Source organism: Methanobrevibacter sp. V14 (assembly GCF_963082475.1).
Taxonomy (GTDB): Archaea; Methanobacteriota; Methanobacteria; order Methanobacteriales; family Methanobacteriaceae; genus Methanocatella.
Window position 1 is genome coordinate 116,053 of sequence record NZ_CAUJAM010000007.1, and the last position, 17,283, is coordinate 133,335.

General features: G+C 31.0%; 26 protein-coding genes and 1 tRNA gene. 19 read left to right on the forward strand and 8 right to left on the reverse strand.

Going from position 1 to position 17,283, the window contains the following annotated elements:
- Positions 1 to 48: 48 nt before the first annotated feature.
- The 11 genes from Q9968_RS04540 to Q9968_RS04590 all read left to right on the forward strand — a co-directional run bounded on the left by Q9968_RS04540 (position 49) and on the right by Q9968_RS04590 (position 6,219).
- Positions 49 to 348 carry a putative quinol monooxygenase gene (locus Q9968_RS04540; protein WP_305513902.1) on the forward strand — a complete coding sequence of 100 codons (300 nt, stop codon included), beginning with the start codon at positions 49 to 51 and terminating at the stop codon, positions 346 to 348.
- 259 nt (positions 349 to 607) lie between these two features.
- A complete protein-coding gene (gene hypA, locus Q9968_RS04545) occupies positions 608 to 982 on the forward strand; it encodes a hydrogenase maturation nickel metallochaperone HypA (protein ID WP_305513904.1) in 375 nt (124 codons plus the stop codon).
- Between the two features lie 11 nt (positions 983 to 993).
- Positions 994 to 1,644 (forward strand): hydrogenase nickel incorporation protein HypB, encoded by a 651-nt coding sequence (gene hypB / locus Q9968_RS04550; RefSeq protein ID WP_305513906.1) that lies wholly within the window; start codon positions 994 to 996, stop codon positions 1,642 to 1,644.
- Positions 1,645 to 1,654: 10 nt separating this feature from the next.
- The gene (locus Q9968_RS04555; protein ID WP_305513908.1) at positions 1,655 to 2,695 is read left to right on the forward strand and encodes a DUF354 domain-containing protein; all 1,041 of its coding nucleotides are present in this window, start codon (positions 1,655 to 1,657) and stop codon (positions 2,693 to 2,695) included.
- A gap of 54 nt (positions 2,696 to 2,749) precedes the next feature.
- Positions 2,750 to 2,822 (forward strand) — tRNA-Ala (locus Q9968_RS04560).
- Positions 2,823 to 2,860: 38 nt separating this feature from the next.
- Positions 2,861 to 3,943 (forward strand): hypothetical protein, encoded by a 1,083-nt coding sequence (locus Q9968_RS04565; protein ID WP_305513909.1) that lies wholly within the window; start codon positions 2,861 to 2,863, stop codon positions 3,941 to 3,943.
- Between the two features lie 21 nt (positions 3,944 to 3,964).
- Positions 3,965 to 4,423, forward strand: coding sequence for a DUF1890 domain-containing protein (locus Q9968_RS04570; protein WP_305513911.1), 459 nt, complete (start codon positions 3,965 to 3,967; stop codon positions 4,421 to 4,423).
- A gap of 1 nt (position 4,424) precedes the next feature.
- A complete protein-coding gene (locus Q9968_RS04575; RefSeq protein WP_305513914.1) occupies positions 4,425 to 4,739 on the forward strand; it encodes a DUF1894 domain-containing protein in 315 nt (104 codons plus the stop codon).
- Complete coding sequence (locus Q9968_RS04580; protein ID WP_305513916.1) at positions 4,736 to 5,680, forward strand: methionine synthase; 945 nt, start codon at positions 4,736 to 4,738, stop codon at positions 5,678 to 5,680. The genes Q9968_RS04575 and Q9968_RS04580 overlap by 4 nt, the downstream gene beginning before the upstream one ends.
- Before the next feature lies 1 nt (position 5,681).
- Entirely contained in the window at positions 5,682 to 6,107 is a 426-nt protein-coding gene (locus Q9968_RS04585; protein ID WP_305513918.1) for a zinc ribbon domain-containing protein, read from the forward strand.
- The gene (locus tag Q9968_RS04590) at positions 6,079 to 6,219 is read left to right on the forward strand and encodes a hypothetical protein (RefSeq protein WP_305513920.1); all 141 of its coding nucleotides are present in this window, start codon (positions 6,079 to 6,081) and stop codon (positions 6,217 to 6,219) included. Before Q9968_RS04585 ends, Q9968_RS04590 begins: the two co-directional genes overlap by 29 nt.
- Positions 6,220 to 6,583: 364 nt before the next feature.
- Here Q9968_RS04590 and cobM read toward each other — a convergent pair whose 3' ends face one another.
- Positions 6,584 to 7,336, reverse strand: a complete 753-nt coding sequence (gene cobM, locus Q9968_RS04595; RefSeq protein ID WP_305513922.1) for a precorrin-4 C(11)-methyltransferase — start codon at positions 7,334 to 7,336, stop codon at positions 6,584 to 6,586.
- A 98-nt stretch (positions 7,337 to 7,434) separates the two neighbouring features.
- Here cobM and Q9968_RS04600 point away from each other — a divergent pair, with 98 nt between their 5' ends.
- The 3 genes from Q9968_RS04600 (at position 7,435) to Q9968_RS04610 (ending at position 8,739) form a co-directional block, all read left to right on the forward strand.
- The gene (locus Q9968_RS04600; protein WP_305513924.1) at positions 7,435 to 7,827 is read left to right on the forward strand and encodes a hypothetical protein; all 393 of its coding nucleotides are present in this window, start codon (positions 7,435 to 7,437) and stop codon (positions 7,825 to 7,827) included.
- Positions 7,824 to 8,321 carry a class III signal peptide-containing protein gene (locus Q9968_RS04605; RefSeq protein ID WP_305513926.1) on the forward strand — a complete coding sequence of 166 codons (498 nt, stop codon included), beginning with the start codon at positions 7,824 to 7,826 and terminating at the stop codon, positions 8,319 to 8,321. The genes Q9968_RS04600 and Q9968_RS04605 overlap by 4 nt, the downstream gene beginning before the upstream one ends.
- Positions 8,322 to 8,451: 130 nt before the next feature.
- Complete coding sequence (locus Q9968_RS04610) at positions 8,452 to 8,739, forward strand: hypothetical protein (RefSeq protein WP_305513928.1); 288 nt, start codon at positions 8,452 to 8,454, stop codon at positions 8,737 to 8,739.
- A gap of 81 nt (positions 8,740 to 8,820) precedes the next feature.
- On the opposite strand, the gene Q9968_RS04615 is transcribed toward Q9968_RS04610, so the two are convergent.
- Genes Q9968_RS04615 through mtxX form a run of 3 tightly spaced genes read right to left on the reverse strand, consistent with a single transcriptional unit; the run spans position 8,821 to position 11,072 of the window.
- Positions 8,821 to 9,582 carry a TatD family hydrolase gene (locus Q9968_RS04615; RefSeq protein WP_305513930.1) on the reverse strand — a complete coding sequence of 254 codons (762 nt, stop codon included), beginning with the start codon at positions 9,580 to 9,582 and terminating at the stop codon, positions 8,821 to 8,823.
- A gap of 1 nt (position 9,583) precedes the next feature.
- On the reverse strand, positions 9,584 to 10,348 hold the full coding sequence (gene uppS, locus Q9968_RS04620) for a polyprenyl diphosphate synthase (protein ID WP_305513932.1): 765 nt from the start codon (positions 10,346 to 10,348) through the stop codon (positions 9,584 to 9,586).
- Positions 10,349 to 10,358: 10 nt separating this feature from the next.
- Complete coding sequence (mtxX, locus tag Q9968_RS04625) at positions 10,359 to 11,072, reverse strand: methanogenesis marker protein Mmp4/MtxX (protein WP_305513934.1); 714 nt, start codon at positions 11,070 to 11,072, stop codon at positions 10,359 to 10,361.
- Between the two features lie 123 nt (positions 11,073 to 11,195).
- Between mtxX and Q9968_RS04630 the strand changes: the two genes are divergently transcribed.
- Together Q9968_RS04630 and Q9968_RS04635 are read left to right on the forward strand one after the other, a co-directional pair.
- On the forward strand, positions 11,196 to 11,846 hold the full coding sequence (locus Q9968_RS04630; protein WP_305513935.1) for a hypothetical protein: 651 nt from the start codon (positions 11,196 to 11,198) through the stop codon (positions 11,844 to 11,846).
- On the forward strand, positions 11,843 to 12,748 hold the full coding sequence (locus Q9968_RS04635) for a tetratricopeptide repeat protein (protein WP_305513937.1): 906 nt from the start codon (positions 11,843 to 11,845) through the stop codon (positions 12,746 to 12,748). The genes Q9968_RS04630 and Q9968_RS04635 overlap by 4 nt, the downstream gene beginning before the upstream one ends.
- Here Q9968_RS04635 and Q9968_RS04640 read toward each other — a convergent pair.
- Positions 12,738 to 13,061: a hypothetical protein gene (locus tag Q9968_RS04640; protein WP_305513939.1), complete on the reverse strand. Its 324-nt coding sequence runs from the start codon at positions 13,059 to 13,061 to the stop codon at positions 12,738 to 12,740. The genes Q9968_RS04635 and Q9968_RS04640 overlap by 11 nt on opposite strands.
- A gap of 85 nt (positions 13,062 to 13,146) precedes the next feature.
- On the opposite strand from Q9968_RS04640, the gene Q9968_RS04645 reads away from it, so the two are divergent.
- Entirely contained in the window at positions 13,147 to 13,698 is a 552-nt protein-coding gene (locus Q9968_RS04645) for a hypothetical protein (RefSeq protein ID WP_305513941.1), read from the forward strand.
- 862 nt (positions 13,699 to 14,560) lie between these two features.
- Here Q9968_RS04645 and Q9968_RS04650 read toward each other — a convergent pair.
- Genes Q9968_RS04650 through Q9968_RS04660 form a run of 3 tightly spaced genes read right to left on the reverse strand, consistent with a single transcriptional unit; the run spans position 14,561 to position 16,227 of the window.
- Positions 14,561 to 15,031, reverse strand: a complete 471-nt coding sequence (locus tag Q9968_RS04650; RefSeq protein ID WP_305513943.1) for a tetratricopeptide repeat protein — start codon at positions 15,029 to 15,031, stop codon at positions 14,561 to 14,563.
- An 8-nt stretch (positions 15,032 to 15,039) separates the two neighbouring features.
- The gene (gene arfB, locus Q9968_RS04655) at positions 15,040 to 15,735 is read right to left on the reverse strand and encodes a 2-amino-5-formylamino-6-ribosylaminopyrimidin-4(3H)-one 5'-monophosphate deformylase (protein ID WP_305513945.1); all 696 of its coding nucleotides are present in this window, start codon (positions 15,733 to 15,735) and stop codon (positions 15,040 to 15,042) included.
- A 9-nt stretch (positions 15,736 to 15,744) separates the two neighbouring features.
- Entirely contained in the window at positions 15,745 to 16,227 is a 483-nt protein-coding gene (locus Q9968_RS04660) for an RNA-binding protein (RefSeq protein WP_305513947.1), read from the reverse strand.
- Positions 16,228 to 16,742: 515 nt separating this feature from the next.
- On the opposite strand from Q9968_RS04660, the gene Q9968_RS04665 reads away from it, so the two are divergent.
- Together Q9968_RS04665 and Q9968_RS04670 are read left to right on the forward strand one after the other, a co-directional pair.
- On the forward strand, positions 16,743 to 16,973 hold the full coding sequence (locus tag Q9968_RS04665; protein ID WP_067042787.1) for an LSm family protein: 231 nt from the start codon (positions 16,743 to 16,745) through the stop codon (positions 16,971 to 16,973).
- 50 nt (positions 16,974 to 17,023) lie between these two features.
- Positions 17,024 to 17,212 (forward strand): 50S ribosomal protein L37e, encoded by a 189-nt coding sequence (locus Q9968_RS04670; protein WP_305513951.1) that lies wholly within the window; start codon positions 17,024 to 17,026, stop codon positions 17,210 to 17,212.
- Positions 17,213 to 17,283 lie beyond the last annotated feature (71 nt).

Genomic DNA, 17,283 nt, shown 5'->3' on the forward strand with positions numbered 1-17,283 from the left:
TATTTCAATAATATTGATTTATCTTTCTAAATTAATAATGGTGAAATTATGATTATTGTTTTAGCAAAAGCAATACCAAAAGATAAATCTGCAAAAATTAAAGTTATTGATTTTGCGCAAGATTTAATTAAAAATTCCAAATTAGAGGATGGAAATATTGATTATAATTTATTCGAAAACGCTGGTGATAATTCATTAATGTTTATTGAACAATGGCAATCAAAAGAAATTTTACAAAAACATTTAGAAACAACCCATTTTATTAATTTCGGTGAGAACATTGAAGGCTTGCTTTCATCAGATCTTGAAATAAAAGTCTTTGAAGCATCTGAAATAGATTTATCTTGATATAGTACATAATACTATTTATTCGGTATATCAGATTTGGAAATTATTATATCAACCTGTGGAATTGGGAAATAAAAGGATAGGTCTATCTGCTAGCATATAATTTATTAAATTTAAATCCTCAACTTTTATAAGTTGAGGTCCCAATTCCAGATTTTTTTTAAAGTATTACTTCATTAATACTCGTTTATTAAATACTTTTATTAATAAATAAAACAATACATATTATATTAATATTTATTTATGGGGGAGTATTATAATGCATGAATTATCTATGGCTCAAGGTATTATTAATGCCGTACTGGATACTGCACAAGTTAATAATGCAACTGAAGTTACTAAAGTCACTATTGAAGTTGGCAGATTAGCCATGATTAATCCAGAACAGTTGGAGTTCATATTAGGTGTCTTAATAGACAACACTATTATGGCCGATGCAGAAATTGATTTTATTGAAATTCCCGCTGCAGTAACTTGTTATGATTGTGGATTTAATGGTGAAGCTGTACTTGATGATAGTGATCATTACGCTCCAATTGTTAAATGTCCTGAATGTGACAGCCTAAGTGTAGACGTCTTAAATGGTAAAGATATCATTGTAAAAAATATTGTTATAGAAAAACCTGATGAATAAATGGTGATAGTATGCATATGATTGCTGATGTAGAAATAGAAAAAAACATTATGGATGCTAATAAAAAATTAGCCGATAAAAACTTAAAAAATTTAGATGAAAAGGAAATATTCTGTGTTGATTTTGTAGGAGCCATTGGCTCTGGTAAAACAACTCTTGTAGAAGAAATCATTGACAATACTGATTATAAAATTGGTGTTCTTGCAGGAGATGTCATCTCTAAATTTGATGCAGGACGTATAGAAAAACATAACGTTCCAGTTGTAGGCTTAAATACTGGTAAGGAATGTCACTTAGATGCTCATTTAGTGGGGCATGGATTAGGGGATTTGCCATTAGATGGCTTAGACATGGTCATTATTGAAAATGTTGGTAATTTAATCTGTCCGGTTGACTTTGAATTAGGTTCACATTTAAGAATTGTAGTTGTAAGTGTCACAGAAGGTGATGATACTGTCGAAAAACACCCAATTATTTTCCAAACTTCTGATGTGGTTGTTATTAATAAAATTGACCTTGCAGATGCAGTTGGAGCAGATGCTGATAAAATGGTTGCTGATGCTCAAAAACTGAACCCGAAAATTAAAGTAATTAAATCTAGCCTTAAAGAAGGCATTGGATTGAATGAAATTATTAAAGTAATTGAAGATGCAATGAATTAATTTTTATCAGGTGGTAAACATGAAAGTATGGATAGATATTTCAAATGCGCCTCATGTAAGATTTTTTAAAGATGTAATTAAGTATTTAGAATCAGAAGGTGAGGATGTAATTGTCACGGCAAGACAATTTGGAGATATCCATAAACTGCTTGAAATGTATGATATTGACTTTATTTCTGTTGGAAAACATGGAGTAAGCTTATATGATAAATTAAGGGAAAGTACTCAAAGAGTATATAATCTTGTCGATATAATACATGGTGAAAACGTAGATGTTGCCCTTAGCAAACACTCTATTGAACTTCCAAGAATCACTTTTGGTTTAGGAATTCCAAGTTTATATGTTTTAGACAATGAACATGCTCTAGCAGCTAATAAACTAACTCTTCCTTTATGTGACAGAATTATCACACCGGACATTATTGATTTTTGGAAGATAATGAAATTTGGAGCTGATCCGAATACTATTATTCCATATGACGGTACCTCTGAATTAATGCACTTTAAAAGCTTTAAATATAATGATAATGTTTTCAATGATTTGAATTTGAATTTAAATCATAAAAAAACAATCTTAATGAGGCCGGAACCTTCACTTGCATCATATCTTGATGCGGATTGTAGAAAATCTGTTCTCTCACCTATTGTTGATGAGCTAAAAAATGTGGCGAATATTTTGATTCTTCCAAGATTTAAGGAGCAGGCCGAAATATTTGAAGGAATTGAAAATGTTCATATTTTAAAGCCGCCTGTTGATACTTCCAGTATTATTAAAAAGTCAGATTTAGTAATTGGCGCTGGTGGAACAATGAACCGGGAAGCTGCAATCCTGCAAACACCGGTTATATCTTGTTATCCTGGAGAAACATTGTCTGTTGATCAATATTACATTAACAAATCTTTAATGTATAGATCTCATGATACTGATGATGTTATAAAAAAAGCTCTAGATTTCATTGTAAATCCACATGAGAAAATCGATGTTAAAACAGATGATTTATTCCAAATTATTATAGATAATTTATATGATTTGGCGAAGAATGGTAAATAGTTATTTATAGTAATACTTACATACATACCATATAATATTTTGTTTAATCTTTTTGGGCTGGTAGCTCAGATGGTAGATCGTCGCCTTGGCATGGCGGAGGCCCCGGGTTCAAATCCCGGTCAGTCCATTTTTTATAATTTAAAAAAAGAAAATTGTGATCATAATATGTTGTTAATTGCTCAAAACCACTTACAATTAATTGTAGAAGTAGCTATAATAATTTTTGTTACATGGATTTTTGTTTTGAACTTAATTCCATTATCACTTAGTGTTGTTACCTTTTTATCCCTGTTTCTAATGGGAGGTTTCACATTGCTTTTCGGTGCGGATATTGCGCTTTTAATTATATCTTCAAGTCAAGCGGAGTTTACACATCCATTCGGACCACTTGCGCTTCTAGGTGCAGTTACTGCTTTAGCATCGCTGAAAGTAATGAAGGAATCGGGTGTAGACATACGGCCGCTTAGAAGATTTGTAATACTCTTTTTAGCAGGAATTACAATATTCGGTGGATTAATGCACAGATCCTTTTTAGTATTGTGGGTTATTGGTTTGTTCTTTGGATATTTGATAATTTCCAAATCATTTAGAGAAAAATCAGTATTTACAATGAAAAGAATTTTAACATTCTTAGGCGTTATTGCTGTTGGATTTGTACTTCTAGAGATTGTTGCAAGAGTAAGTGGTATGACAATCTTTTCACCATTATTGAGATTATCAAGAATTGAACAATACTCTTTGTCAAGTATTAAAACCGTATTAAATAATATTCAATTAATTGGTCACAATGCAAACGCTTCTTATTGGGGAGCAGAGGGTACAGCCTTTGCTGAAGGTTATATTACATTGCCAATGCAATTAGTATTGTTCTTCGGATTACCATTCCCAATGTTTTTCGGTATATTGGTAAACCAAAAAGATACAATCGATTATATGCTTCCAGGTATCTTTGGTTATGGATTTGATTTCGGAATATTGGGATTAGTTGGTTTAATGGTATTTGTACTTGGAACCATGGTTATTGGATTTAAAGTATTGAATATGTATCGTGAAAAAAGAGAAAAAAATAATAAAAAATACCTTGGTCGTGAGGTATTGTTAACAGGTGCACTAGCTGCATTCTGTGCACAATCATTAATCGGAATGTTTGTATTTAACCGATCCATTAATGGGATGGCGTTATTAACGTTTATATTTGTAGGTACATTGATTTTAGCAAATGCAGTTACACTTAAAACAAGATCATAAATAAATATAAGAGGTAGTTATATGAAAGCATTGGTGTTATTAGGTTGTCCTGAGACTCCGTCACAAACTCCGTTGGCAGTTTATGTATTTGATAAATTAACAAAAATGGGTTATGATGTAACAATTGCTGCAAACCCTGCAGCTAAAAAATTAGTAAAAATATCCGATCCGGAAGATTTTTATCATTTACAATTAGTTGACTTGGAAAGAGCTTTAAGTGATGTTAATCAAGGGGATTATGATTTACTAGTTGGATTTGTACATAAAGATGCAGCAGCATCATTTTTTGTAACCTTTGACCAAATCATTCAATGCAAATCTCTTGCATTAGTATTCTCAAGAGATGCTGATGAAGTAGCTGAATTTGTTAGCATGATTGAAGAAAGCGGAAGTAATGCTAAAATTGCAGCTGTAAGGGCTTTCCATAATCCTTCACCGGTTAAAGTCAAATTTGATAAAGCAATAAAGGAGTTTGAATAAAATGTCTTTTTGTTTAGATACATATTTACAACAATCTGATAATTATGAAATTCATGCTTCAAAAGCAGGTTTTAAAGACTGTGCAATGATTATCCGGTTTAAAGCAGATGATTTAGTATATATTAAACCTGGTGATGAAGTATTAGGAGTTCGTGTGATTGGAATTCCACCAATCCCAATCGGATTTGACCATGAAAAAGGAACAGTTTTATTGCCATACACAAAACCTTGCCATGGGACTTCTGTAGTTGAATTGCCAATTGATGAAGAAGAAATTGAAAGAATAAGAAAATTAGACACCGGTAAGAAAAAATGAAATCAACAGTTGTTGGAAGTTTTCCAATTAGTGAAAACTCCCCTTCTAACTTTAAAGACAAATTAATGAAATCATTTGGATTATATGATCCATTCAAACAATCGATAAAAGATAGTGTAATAGCTCAACTTGATGCTGGAGTAGATATTATCTCTGATGGACAAGTTAGAGGAGATATGGTTTCCATTTTCACAGAATTTATTCCTGGAATGAAAATTGAAGATGGAAACACTGTAATTGTTTCTAAAATTAGAAATCCAATACAGGAAATTTCTATTAAAGACTTGTTATATGCTAAAAAAGTTATGGGCGAGTATTATGGTGGCAATATTCCTGAAGGCAAAGGTATCAAGGGAATAATCACAGGTCCAAACACTATTGTTCACTCATCAAGAATCGCTAGTTTTTATAAAAATAAGGAAGATGCTATTATTGACATGGCACATAGTTTAAAATTTGAAGTAGATGCAATTGCAAAGAAGGTAAATCCTGTTTATATTCAAGTCGATGAGCCATTCTTGTCAACTGGTATGGTAGACATGAAAACAGCTCGTGAAGCTATTGACATCATACATGATGGTTTAGAAGTGCCATTAGCAATGCATGTATGTGGTATTTTAAAGGATGCATTTACGGACATTTCAAAATTTAATGTTGATATTCTGGACTTTGAATTCGCTGGAAATAATGTAAATTTAAGTGTTTTGGAGAAAAATGTATCACTTGTATCCAATAAAAAAATAGGCTTTGGGTGTATTGATTCTGCTGTAAATACAGTTGACAGCGAAAGTGATGTTGATGGACTTGTCACAAAAGCTATTGAAATAGTTGGTCGTGAAAATTTACTTCTTGATCCTGATTGCGGACTTAGAAGAGCGCCAAAGGATGTTGCATTTTATAAATTAAAATTAATGAACGAAATTAAAGACAAATATTCATAAAATGACAAAATATTGTAAGAGCTGTGGTGAAGAGCTTCAAAATGAAGCTTTATTTTGCGCTAATTGTGGTGAAAAAGCATCTCAAAAGCATAAAAGTTTTTTAAACAAATACATAGTATTGGCTATCATTATATTAATTGTATTAGCTATTTTTATAACTTCAACTTTTGTTTTAAACCAAACACAAACTGTAAAAGTTGACAATGTTGAATTTCAGTTGCCTGTTGATTATGTGTCCGAACCATCAAGAACAGATGTAAGTTATGATGGAAATGTAAAATCAAGTGCAATGGGTTGGAGTAATGATGAAAACTACATCGAAATTGGAGTTATGCGGATGACTGGAAGGGATAAACAGCCAGAAAGTTGCATCAACTATTGGTGGCACTCCAACAAAAATGTTGGGTTATTCGGGTTATTATTTTGAATATGAAAACGAAGGATGTGCATTTGTCTTCGGCATTAAAGATGAAGTTATTATGATTTATGTATCTGATTATGATGCATTTGATGATGTAAAAGTCATTGGAAGGGTTTAATAATAATTTATCCTATTTACATTTTGGATTTACTTCAAAACCACATATTTTATGGCAAATCTTCTTTTAGGTATGGTGGTTATATAAAGATTGAACTTGCTTGTGAATTTTCAGATTCTATAATTCAGAGGATACTGTTCATATAATATTATTTGTTTCTGTTGATAGCGGTGAGATAGAGAATCGGATATCGATATTTTGATTGTATCTAATCATGTGGAGGTATTGATGATAATGTAAACCTGAAATAAACTTCAAATGAAGTTAGATTAAAGATATTGGGGCATGTTTGTACAAATTAAAAGAAATGTGTATTTAAAAAGGAGTAATTTGCCTCTAAAAATTAATTTTGAGGATTTAAAATTTAACGATATTCATGTTTAAAGTTTTTGTCATATAGCTTAGATGCATTAAAGTCTCCAGGATCTAATACATCTCCCACTACAATCATTGCAGTTTTTGTTATGTTGGCACCTTTTACTTTTCCTGCAATATCTTGAAGGGTTCCTCTAATTATTTGCTGGTCTGGCCAAGTTGCCTTTTTGACAACTGCAACTGGAGTGGTTTCCTCATATCCTTCAAGTAATTCCTCAACTACTTTGTCAATCATGCCGATTCCTAAAAAGATACACATGGTAGCATGATGTTTAGAAAAGCTTGCAAGACTTTCACCAGAGGGTTTTGGGGTTCTGCCCTCAGGTCTTGTAATAATAACACTTTGAGAAATTTCAGGCAATGTCAATTCAGCTTCAAGTACACTGGCTGTACCGAATAGGGAACTTACTCCTGGAATAATATCATATTCAATGTCGTGTTTTTTAAGTTCACGAATTTGCTCACCAATCGCTCCATAAATTGAAGGATCACCTGTATGAACACGAGCAACTAACTTCCCTTGACTAACCGCTTCAGTTATTATCTCATCAGTTTCTTCTAAATTTAAATATGCACTATTATGAATTACACATTCTTCTTTTGCAGGGCACAAAACATTTTTATTCACAAGCGAACCAGCATAAATAATAACATCTGCATTTTCAATTACTTTTCTTCCTTTAACGGTGATTAAATCAGGATCTCCTGGACCTGCACCAACAAAGATTACTTTTCCTTTCATGATATAATTTTTTAGCCACATTATTATTTAATATTTATGTATCAAAATTGAGCTTAATTTTGAGTAAACTTTATGTATCGTTAAAATAATTAAAAATTATGGATGATAAAGGTTTTATTTCAATTGAATATTTATTTTCATTATTCATTGTCTTGATTATTGTTTGTGGAGTACTATTTTATGCATCTGCTTCAATTTCATCGAGTTTAAATATTGGAGATAGCGTTGCACATAGGATAGTTTTAGATAATGTGGCTAATGAGATATCTCAAGTAAACTCAAATGGGGTAGGTTATTCAAAAACAGTTAAACTAACTCGTGATATGGGTTATTTTGAAATAAGAGTTGAAAGGAATAAACTGATTATTGAATATGGGGATAAAAAAGGTGAAACATTGCTGCCATCAGTTAATATTGACTCAAAATATAGGCTAATAAGCGGTAGAAGTTATATTGTCACCAAAACCTCTGAAGGAGTTGAAATCAGATGATGGACAATAAGGGTCAAATTTCAGCTGAACTATTATTTTTGTTTGGAGTTTTAGTGATAGTTGTGATTTTATCAATTGCTTTTATCTCACAGGAGCAGGAATTAACATTGGCAATGGGTGCTGCTCGAAATGGCGTAATTGAAGGCAGATCCACATCTGCTTTAGCAATTTATCCAAGTGATACTTATCGAGAGTACTCTCACTTTAAGGCAACTTTATTAATCCCATATTCTGTTGAAATAGTAAATATTTCATATGCTGAATTAGGATATGATCAAAACTATGATAAAAAACGGATTCAATTCAAGGTATATGCAAAAACCTCAGATAGATTTAAAAGTGATGAATTGGTATCAATTGGAGATAGGATTAATTATAATTTAAGAAAATCAATTGCAATCAGTTTCAATTCAACTCCTTCAACTAATAAATTATACAATCCAGTATTTTCCAAACATTATGTTTACACAACCGCTAATGTTAAATGGATTTAAAAATATAACTTATTTCATGTCATTTGAAAAAGGTAAGAAAATTGTCGAATCTATAGAATTAGCATATTAAAATAACATTTTTACCTAATTCATATAATATTTTAAAATTAAACTTTAAATTAGTGATTTTATGTATGGGGATGAAGAAAAACAACAATTGATGGATGATTTGGCCGAAATGGAAACATTTAAAGTAGATGTTGGCGATGAAGGAAAAATCCTGCAAGAAGACTTGAGGAAATTCTTTATTGAAGGTGAGGGGGATAGGAAAGATTTAATTTTCAGACTGGAATTATACTTCTATGCTTTTAAGCTGTTCTGCCGTAGAAGTGTAAGGATTGAGAGAAATCAATTTATTATATACTTAAATGATTCGCTTCTTGATTATCATTTAATTAATCTTGTAAAGAATGAATGACTTAACAGACTTCGAATTGGAAATTGAAGCTGTAAGTGAAAATAATGAAGTATTAATCAATTTAAACTTCACAATTAATTTTTAAATTTTAAAAATTTTACGTGCATTGTTGGTGGTTATCTCATCAACACTTGCAACATCCATATTTTTTATCTCAGCAATTTTATGAACCGCTTTCATGACATTTACAGGTTCATTCCTATCTTCTTTTCGCATTGCAAGATATGGGCTATCGGTTTCAGTTAAAACATAGTTCAAATCTATTTTTTCAATTAAGTCCTGATGATGTTTGGAGTAACATAACATTGTAGAAAAGCTCATATAGGAATCTCCACGATTCATTATTCTTTTCGCTGTTTTTAAACTTCCACCATAGCAATGGAATACAAAATAGGGAATGTTTTCATAATCTTCAATGATGTTCACCGCCTTTTTCTCACAGTCTCTTACATGCATTACAATTGGAACTTTATATTCATTGGCAAGGTCTAAAAAACCTCTAAAGATTTCCTCCTGTCTTTCACGCAGATCCTTATCGCTAACATAGAAATAATCCATTCCTACCTCGCCAATAGCCACAATATCATCAATATATTTTCTAACATTTTCATGAGCTATTTTGATATCTTCTTGTGTTGCATTCTGTGAACTAACTGGGTGAAAACCAAAAGTAGGGTAAATAAAACCTTCATTGTCTTTTGAAAGTTTCAATACCTTTATGTTGCTATCATTACTATATCCTGAAACGATTACATGGTCTAGATTATCTTTGGCTCTTTGGATAACTTCCTCGCGGTCGCTGTCAAAGTCTTCAAAATCAATATGGCAATGTGTATCGATCATATTACACTCCAAATCTCCTGTCTCTTGCTTGATATGATCTTATTGCCCTTATAAAATCGACTTTTCTAAGTTCAGGCCATAGGGTTTCACAGAAGTATAACTCAGAGTATGATGATTGCCAAAGTAAAAATCCGCTTAAACGTTCCTCGCCGCTGGTACGTATTATGAGGTTTGGATCTGCTAGTCCGCCAGTGTAGAGGTTTTCACTTACAAGCTCCTCATCAACATCATCAATTGTGATTTTGCCTGCCTGTACATCAGCAATAATCTTTTTAAAAGAGTCTATGATTTCCAAACGTCCATCATAACCAATAGCTATATTAAATAATCTTTTATCATAATGTGCTGTTGCATCTTCAGCTTCTTCAATTGCCTCCCTTACATTTTCAGGAATCAACTCGGTTCTTCCAACAACTTTTACCTTAACTTCATTTTTATGTATTTTTTCATGATTAACCAATCTTTTGAAGTTAGTGATGAATAATTTCATCAGCCCCTCAACTTCATGTTGAGGTCTGTTAAAATTCTCTGTTGAAAATGCATAAACGGTGATTATTTCAATTCCAAGTTCAATGCTCCAATCCAGAACTTTCTCTAAGGTATCTACTCCGATTTTATGTCCTTTAACAACATCTATATTCCCCTGTAGTTTGGAATATCTTCTGTTTCCATCCATGATTATAGCAACATGTTTTGGCATTTTATTGGGGTCTAGACCGCGGGTAATGTACCATTCATATATTCTATAAAGTATGTTCTCTTCCATTTCAATCCTCTTATTTAGATAAATCATCAGCTAAGGTTAAACTACGGACATAACCTTCTATACTTTGGTCTCGACTTGTGTCTATGTATATCCTATCAATGCCAAAAGTTATAGCTCCATAACTTGGCCAGGAATTAAGCAAAATTAATGTTCTAAATATTATATTTCCAACTCTGCCATTTGGAGCAATAATAATATTTGATTTGTCCTGTATTGCTTTTTCTATTAGGATAAAGTAATTTTTAACATTTTCATCAGTATTTTCCTCGATGAGTTTTGTTAATTTTTTGCTGTCGGCAATTGAGTTAGACACTTCACTTCCCCTTCCAAAATCATCATCTCTTCCTTCAGCGAGAATTGCGATTTTAGGATCTTTGCCAAATTTCTTAAGAAAATCAACGCAGTTTAGGGCAATATCAAATCTTTCATCTACATTTTTGCCCTCATCAATCCCAACTGGAGACAATAAAAATTCATATTCCTCTCCGTTAACATAGGTTGCTCTTGATAAATTCGGGTAGTATTCTTTGAGCTCTTGCATGATGTTGGATGCTGGAAGTGAACCACGTACAACAGCAGCAATATTGTCATCAAGCACTGATTTTACCAAATCTTCATCCTTATAAATTAGTTTTATGTCCGTTTTTGGGTGTTTTTCTTTGAAAATATGACATGCCTGTATTATATTTTCATTTTCACCAACACCAATAGCTATTGTTTTCATTAATTTAATTGTTTGTATTTTAATATAAATTAAAGTTTTCTAATAAAAGCATATTTTGTGAAAAATTTTTAAATAATTAAGTAAATAGTAATTAGTAATCTGTGAAATTTGGAAGTGGATTGTGTGTTAAAACTAAATGAGTTAAGCAATTGCAGAGTTGATGATAGGGAAAAAATACTTTTGATAAATGAAATTTTACATCCCAAACATATTCTGGCTTATGAGATGGAACCCCTTGAGTTTTATGAGCCGATTAGTTGTCATGAAAAATGCGGGGCTAATTTAACTAAATATTGTCCTGAATGTGGATGTAAGTTTAAAGATGATGAAAATGTATGTATGGACTGTCTGGTTCATTTGAAAAACCTCTCGGAGGTAATTGAAGTTTGTGAGGTCAAATCATATTCGCAATTTGTTTTTAAAGGTGAAAATAAGTATTCTACTTTTGATGAGCTATTGGGTGATGACAATATCTTAAAGATTAATCAATTCAGCTTCAATATCCTTGATTATCAAAATATCATACATGACATTAAATCACAGGTATTTAGAAATTTTGATGCCATTGTCAAATCAAGTGAAATAGATATTAATAATCAATTTTTACAGGATTCATTGGATAAACCAAATTACAATGCTTTGGAAATGGAAAATTGCCAAATCTTAAATGATGAAGGGTTTATTAGATCCATTTGGTTAATGCTGTATGATGGCTGCAGGATAGCTTGTCTAAATAAAGATAAATTAATCTCCATAAATGGTGGTCCGGCATGATTTCAAATATTCCAGAGGGACTTAGATTTGAAGTTCAGCATGATAAGATAAGATTTGATCTTAACGGAATCACCACCAACTGGATGAGTCAAAGTGATGGATTTATCAAAAGAATAGATAAAGAAAACATTAATCAAAATCTTATTATTAAACATTTAACTAAGGAACTTGAAATTAAGAATACTTTGGATCAGGGAATTAGTTATCTAAAAGCTCAAAAGTATCTAAAAGCAATTGACATGTTTGATGAGGTCATATTTTATGATGATGAATATGGCGAAGCTCTATTGAATAAGTCATATTGCCTAAAAGGCCAGAAACACTTTGTAAAATCATTAAGATATTACCGAAAAGCCATAACTGCCGATGACTCCCTAAAAGACATTGGGTACTATAGGACTCTTTTAAGAAAAGCCAATAGTGAAAGAGATAACTTTCCAAGGTTGAAATTAAATATTTATGCTGGTGACGAGTATTTTTCAAAAGGGGAATTTGCCAGGGCTATTGTCAGCTATGATAAAGCATTAGCAAATCCGTCCAAATTTAAAGACAAAATATTAAATAAACTTTTAAATAAAAAAGCGAATGCTCTTTTTAAACTTAAGGACTATGGGGAGGCATTGGGGTGTTTTAGAAAATCTCAGGAAGTTAAACTTAATGATTATGCTATTTTTGGCGAAGCCTTATGTGAATATGAGTTGGAATTGGAGGTTAATGAGAAGTTCAAAGCTAAGTTGGATATCACTAAAAAGCAAATGTTAAAACAAGTTTTAATATTAAATGATTTAGGATTTTACTCTCAATCTTTAGCTATTTGTGACTTTTTATGCCAAAATCATTTTAAAGAGGATGAATTTTATTTTAAATTAATTAAAGCACGGGAAGTTTCCATTAATGGATAATTTCAGCTTCATCAAGTTTGATAATAATCATAATGGATATTGCTCCGACAAACAGAACTGCTGGAGAGATCAACCAAGATATTTTCAGATATGCTAGAAGAAATATTGGAAGACCACTAAAAATAAATAGGATTATTAGGACTTTCAAGGTTTTTGAGCCATTTGCATTGAATATATAAGTAAATATTATTAAAAATAACATTACTAAAGTAATTGAGATTATTGCATTGGTGTCTAAATCAGTAAACGCTGTTAATGTTAGTATAATTAAAATTAGTGAAATAAATGCAGCTAAACGCAGATAATTGCTCATATTAATCATTTTATTTATCGTATTTTAACTGTTTTTTGTTTGGATTTTACTAAGTTATATATCTGACTTTTACAAATAGTTTACCATGAATAAGGATTATATTATTGTAGTTATTTTAATTGTAATAATTATTGCATTAATTATTGGAATTCTTACTTTATCACCAGATATTGCCAAAGAGGATTCAAAATTAACTATGAAAATTAATTTTCCAATTAACGAAGGGGATTTAATTAAAATTAAACTTACCGACCTAAATGGAAATCCAATTCAAAATCAAACTGTAAATATATTCATAATGGACATGGATAATAAGACTTCAAAATATTCACTAACTCTAAATGAAAAGGGCAAGGCTAATTTTAAACTTGATAATTATGAAGGTGAATATATAATTAAAGTGAATTACGCTGGTAATGATTACTTTAAAGGCAATTCCACTGTTAAAAAAATCAATATTGGAAAAATTGTTAATAAAACTGAAATTCAAGGCAATAATCGTTCTATTGATAATGATGCTGGAGCATTTTACAGTTATCAAGATGAACGAATGATATATACAGGTGAAGTTCACAACGCTCCAGATGGTCATAGATGGAAACATTTGGGGGACAATGAATGGGAAAGGATAGATTAAATAGTATTGTGATAGTCAAACATGCCATTTTGTTGTGGTGAACTTAAAAAGTATTTAGGATAATTTAAATTATTTCCAATGCTCAAAAAGCATAGTATTTATTTTTTTAAATCAGGTCATTGTCCAAATGCACCTTGTAAATGTAGGGCAGGGTGAAAATTTGGATTTAACATTTTCAAGTGAATTTAAAAGTAAAAATGATTGTCTTGACTTTCCGATAATTAGCATCCTAAGGTTTTTACAGCTAGTGATTAATGAATATTATTCATCAATTTTAATTGGTTTTTATAAAATTTAGCTTTCATGTTTATATACTATTAGTTTATATAATATTAATTAGGAAAAACATTCGGGTTTTTTTTAAAATTAGTGGGGATATTATTCTGGTTTAAACTTAATTGTTTATGCTGGATGATGGCTAGTTTTGAGTGAATCAAGTGTTTTTCTAAAATCATCTCTCAATTTATCTTTTGATGGTATTAAGTGTTTTTGCAACTTACTTTAGGGGCAAACACGTTTCAAAAGTTGTTAAAATTAAATATCATCTTTTTATAAATTATTGGTGTGGAAAAATTTGTTGTATTAAAAAATGGAGTATCATTTGGTTTAAGCTTAACTGCTTGTCAGCTTTACTATGCTAATCATTTGAGGCAATAGTATCATTTGATTTAAGCTTAACTGCTTGTGCTGGGTGATATTTTAATACTAAATTTTTTTTCATTGGAGAATAATTTCTCTTAGTATCTAGTTTAAAGTTTTTACTTTAAGCTAGGTTACTACTTTTCATCTAAGCTAGTTTTATTTAAAATGAAATCAACTTTAAACGATCTGTGGGCAATCTCCAAGTGAAATAATGCTGGGGCTATTTCAAATCACTGACGTTATAGTTTGTATTTAATTTATGATTGACCATTTTCAATCGTTTTTCAAACCAATCATTACTATTTTCAGTTGTATTTATTGGAGGTGTTGCATAATATGATTTTATTACTTTTAATTCACGATCATAATCATTTATTCTCTCTAAACAAAAACATAAATGTTGATAAAACTGATAAAAATTAAACTTTTTTGCATTGATGATTTTGGTATAATGATTAATAGCAAGCTTGAAATTACCCACTCTCTCATAAACTTTTCCAATTTCCTCAAGAGCATATTTTTCTTGGATAAAATTGAACTCCTCATCATTCAAAATAAAAATTGAATCTTTGTCTTTTTTAAATTTGTCCGCTAAAAACTTATTTAATTTTTTTTCTTTTAACCTTCCATGAATTTCATAGTATTCAAGCCATTCTTTAATTTTATATTCGCTTATGTTTGTCTTTTCCATCAGTTGCCTTATTTTTTCTGTAAACCATATGAAACATCTAATAGTACAGAATTAATAGCTAAGCTAAATAATCTATTTCCATATTCTTCATCAACATAAACGCCATTTTCTTCGATGTCTCTTGCACCTTTATCAATGTTTGGATCATCATGACGGGCTTTTTTAAATCCGTATAGGCCAATTTCTTCATATTCATTGACGTTTGCCTGATTTATAACTTCCTCCTCATTGACAATGCCTAAAACTTTTGCCATTGATAATTCACCGCTTCCTCCATGAGGGCCTTCGGAAGATATTACTTTATTGTTAAATGTAATTGTTAAACCGGTTTTATCCTCAATATCCCATAATTCACCTATTAATGGGATGTTTCCCCCATGTGCATTTACGATAACAACCTTTTCAATATCTAAGAATTCTTTTGCCTGATTTAATGTAGCAGTAACATTTTTTTTTAATACGTCAAGGGAAACATGCACTCCATGGTCAATGCTGTCCAGTTCATAAGCAGGAAAGATTATTCCTAAAAATTTAGCACCGGTTAAAAGTGAAGATTGAAAAGCAATATGCGCTCCTATTTTAGCATCGGTATCAATTGGGAGGGCGGGACCATGATTTTCTAGATGTGATCCAAGTGCTATTATTCCAATTTTATGGACTCTGGGGTTTGTAATATTTCCTGCCCTATATCTTAATTCTGCCATAGTATCATCTCATAATTCAAAGTTCCAAATTTCGTCACCAACATAATGCTTAGTTTCAATAGCTTTTCCAGAATCATTTTCAACCATTTCTTCACCATCGATTAAACTAATGCCAATAGCTAAGGGTTTTCCATGTGTTTCATCAATGATTAATACAATATCTCCTGCTTCGATACCGTCTGAAGCATCTACAATTCCAGGACTCATAATATCGGCGCCATTGCTTACAAATCTAATGGCCCCCATATCTACAGTAACGGTTTTTCCATCAATTTGATTAGCAAGTGCCGCTTTAAGCGTTGGAAATGGTTTGTCATCAATCATTATGATGTATGGTTCGCCGTCTATTAAAATGAATGAATTGGGTTCTGCTTCAAGTATTTCAACATTCTTTTTACTTTTAAGTAAATCCCCATATTCTCCTAATTCTGCTCTTATTTCTTTAATTTTCTTTTTTTTCAAAAAATTTCTTTTTTTAACTTTAATTGCCATGTTAACCCGTATTATTTTTTTTTAAATAATATTTTGTATTCAAAATAAATAAATCTATTTATTTAATATGAAATATTTGTCATTTTTTGAAAAAACCTATTTAAAATCCGGATTTTCGCCATTATTGTTGTTTGATTTTTAATTACCTCTTTAGTTTAGAGTAAGGTTTCTGATAATTAAAATGGGTTATGAAGTGCAATTTTTAATATCTGTACAATATATCTGGTAACTTAAATTCCATCAATATCCTAGTTATGGGGGGTTAAAGTATTTTTGTAGTGTGGAGGATTGTTTTTAAGGGATTTTTTTGTTATTATCTTTATTTATGTTTAATTTTCCTATTTTTGCTTAAATTAAGATAACATTTATATACTAGGTTAGTTATAGTTAATAGTATTAGTTTTAATTAGGTTTTGCCTATCTTAACTTGATTATATTATGTCTAATAAAGAGTATAAATATATGCTCGATTCATATTAAAAAACTAAAAATTTGTAATAATATAAGGTGATATAATGAGCGGACAAAATGTTCAAAGACCACTTGACGCATTAGGAAAATCTGTGGATGCTCCTGTGTTAATAAAACTCAAAGGAGATCGTGAATTTAGAGGTATACTTAAGAGCTTTGATTTACACATGAATTTAGTTCTTAATGATGCAGAAGAGTTACAAGACGGAGAAGTTACTAGAAGACTCGGTGTTGTGCTCATTAGAGGAGACAATATTGTTTACATTTCACCATAGTATTATTTTTCGAGATTATATTGTTCACGATGAATTAAGGAGGTGTGTCAATGTCAAAGGGTACTCCATCAATGGGTAAAAAAAATAAAAAAACCCATATCAGATGTAGAAGATGTGGTAAAAACACTTACCATGTACGTAAAAAAGTCTGTGCTTCTTGTGGATTTGGTAAATCTAAAAAAATCAGAAGGTACAGCTGGCAGAATAAAAAACCAACTACTAGACAAAGATTAGTATAGGTTGGTTAAAATTGTGAAGATTATTTATTAATCTTCCCTTAAACTACTTTTTTATAACTTTTAACCGCTGC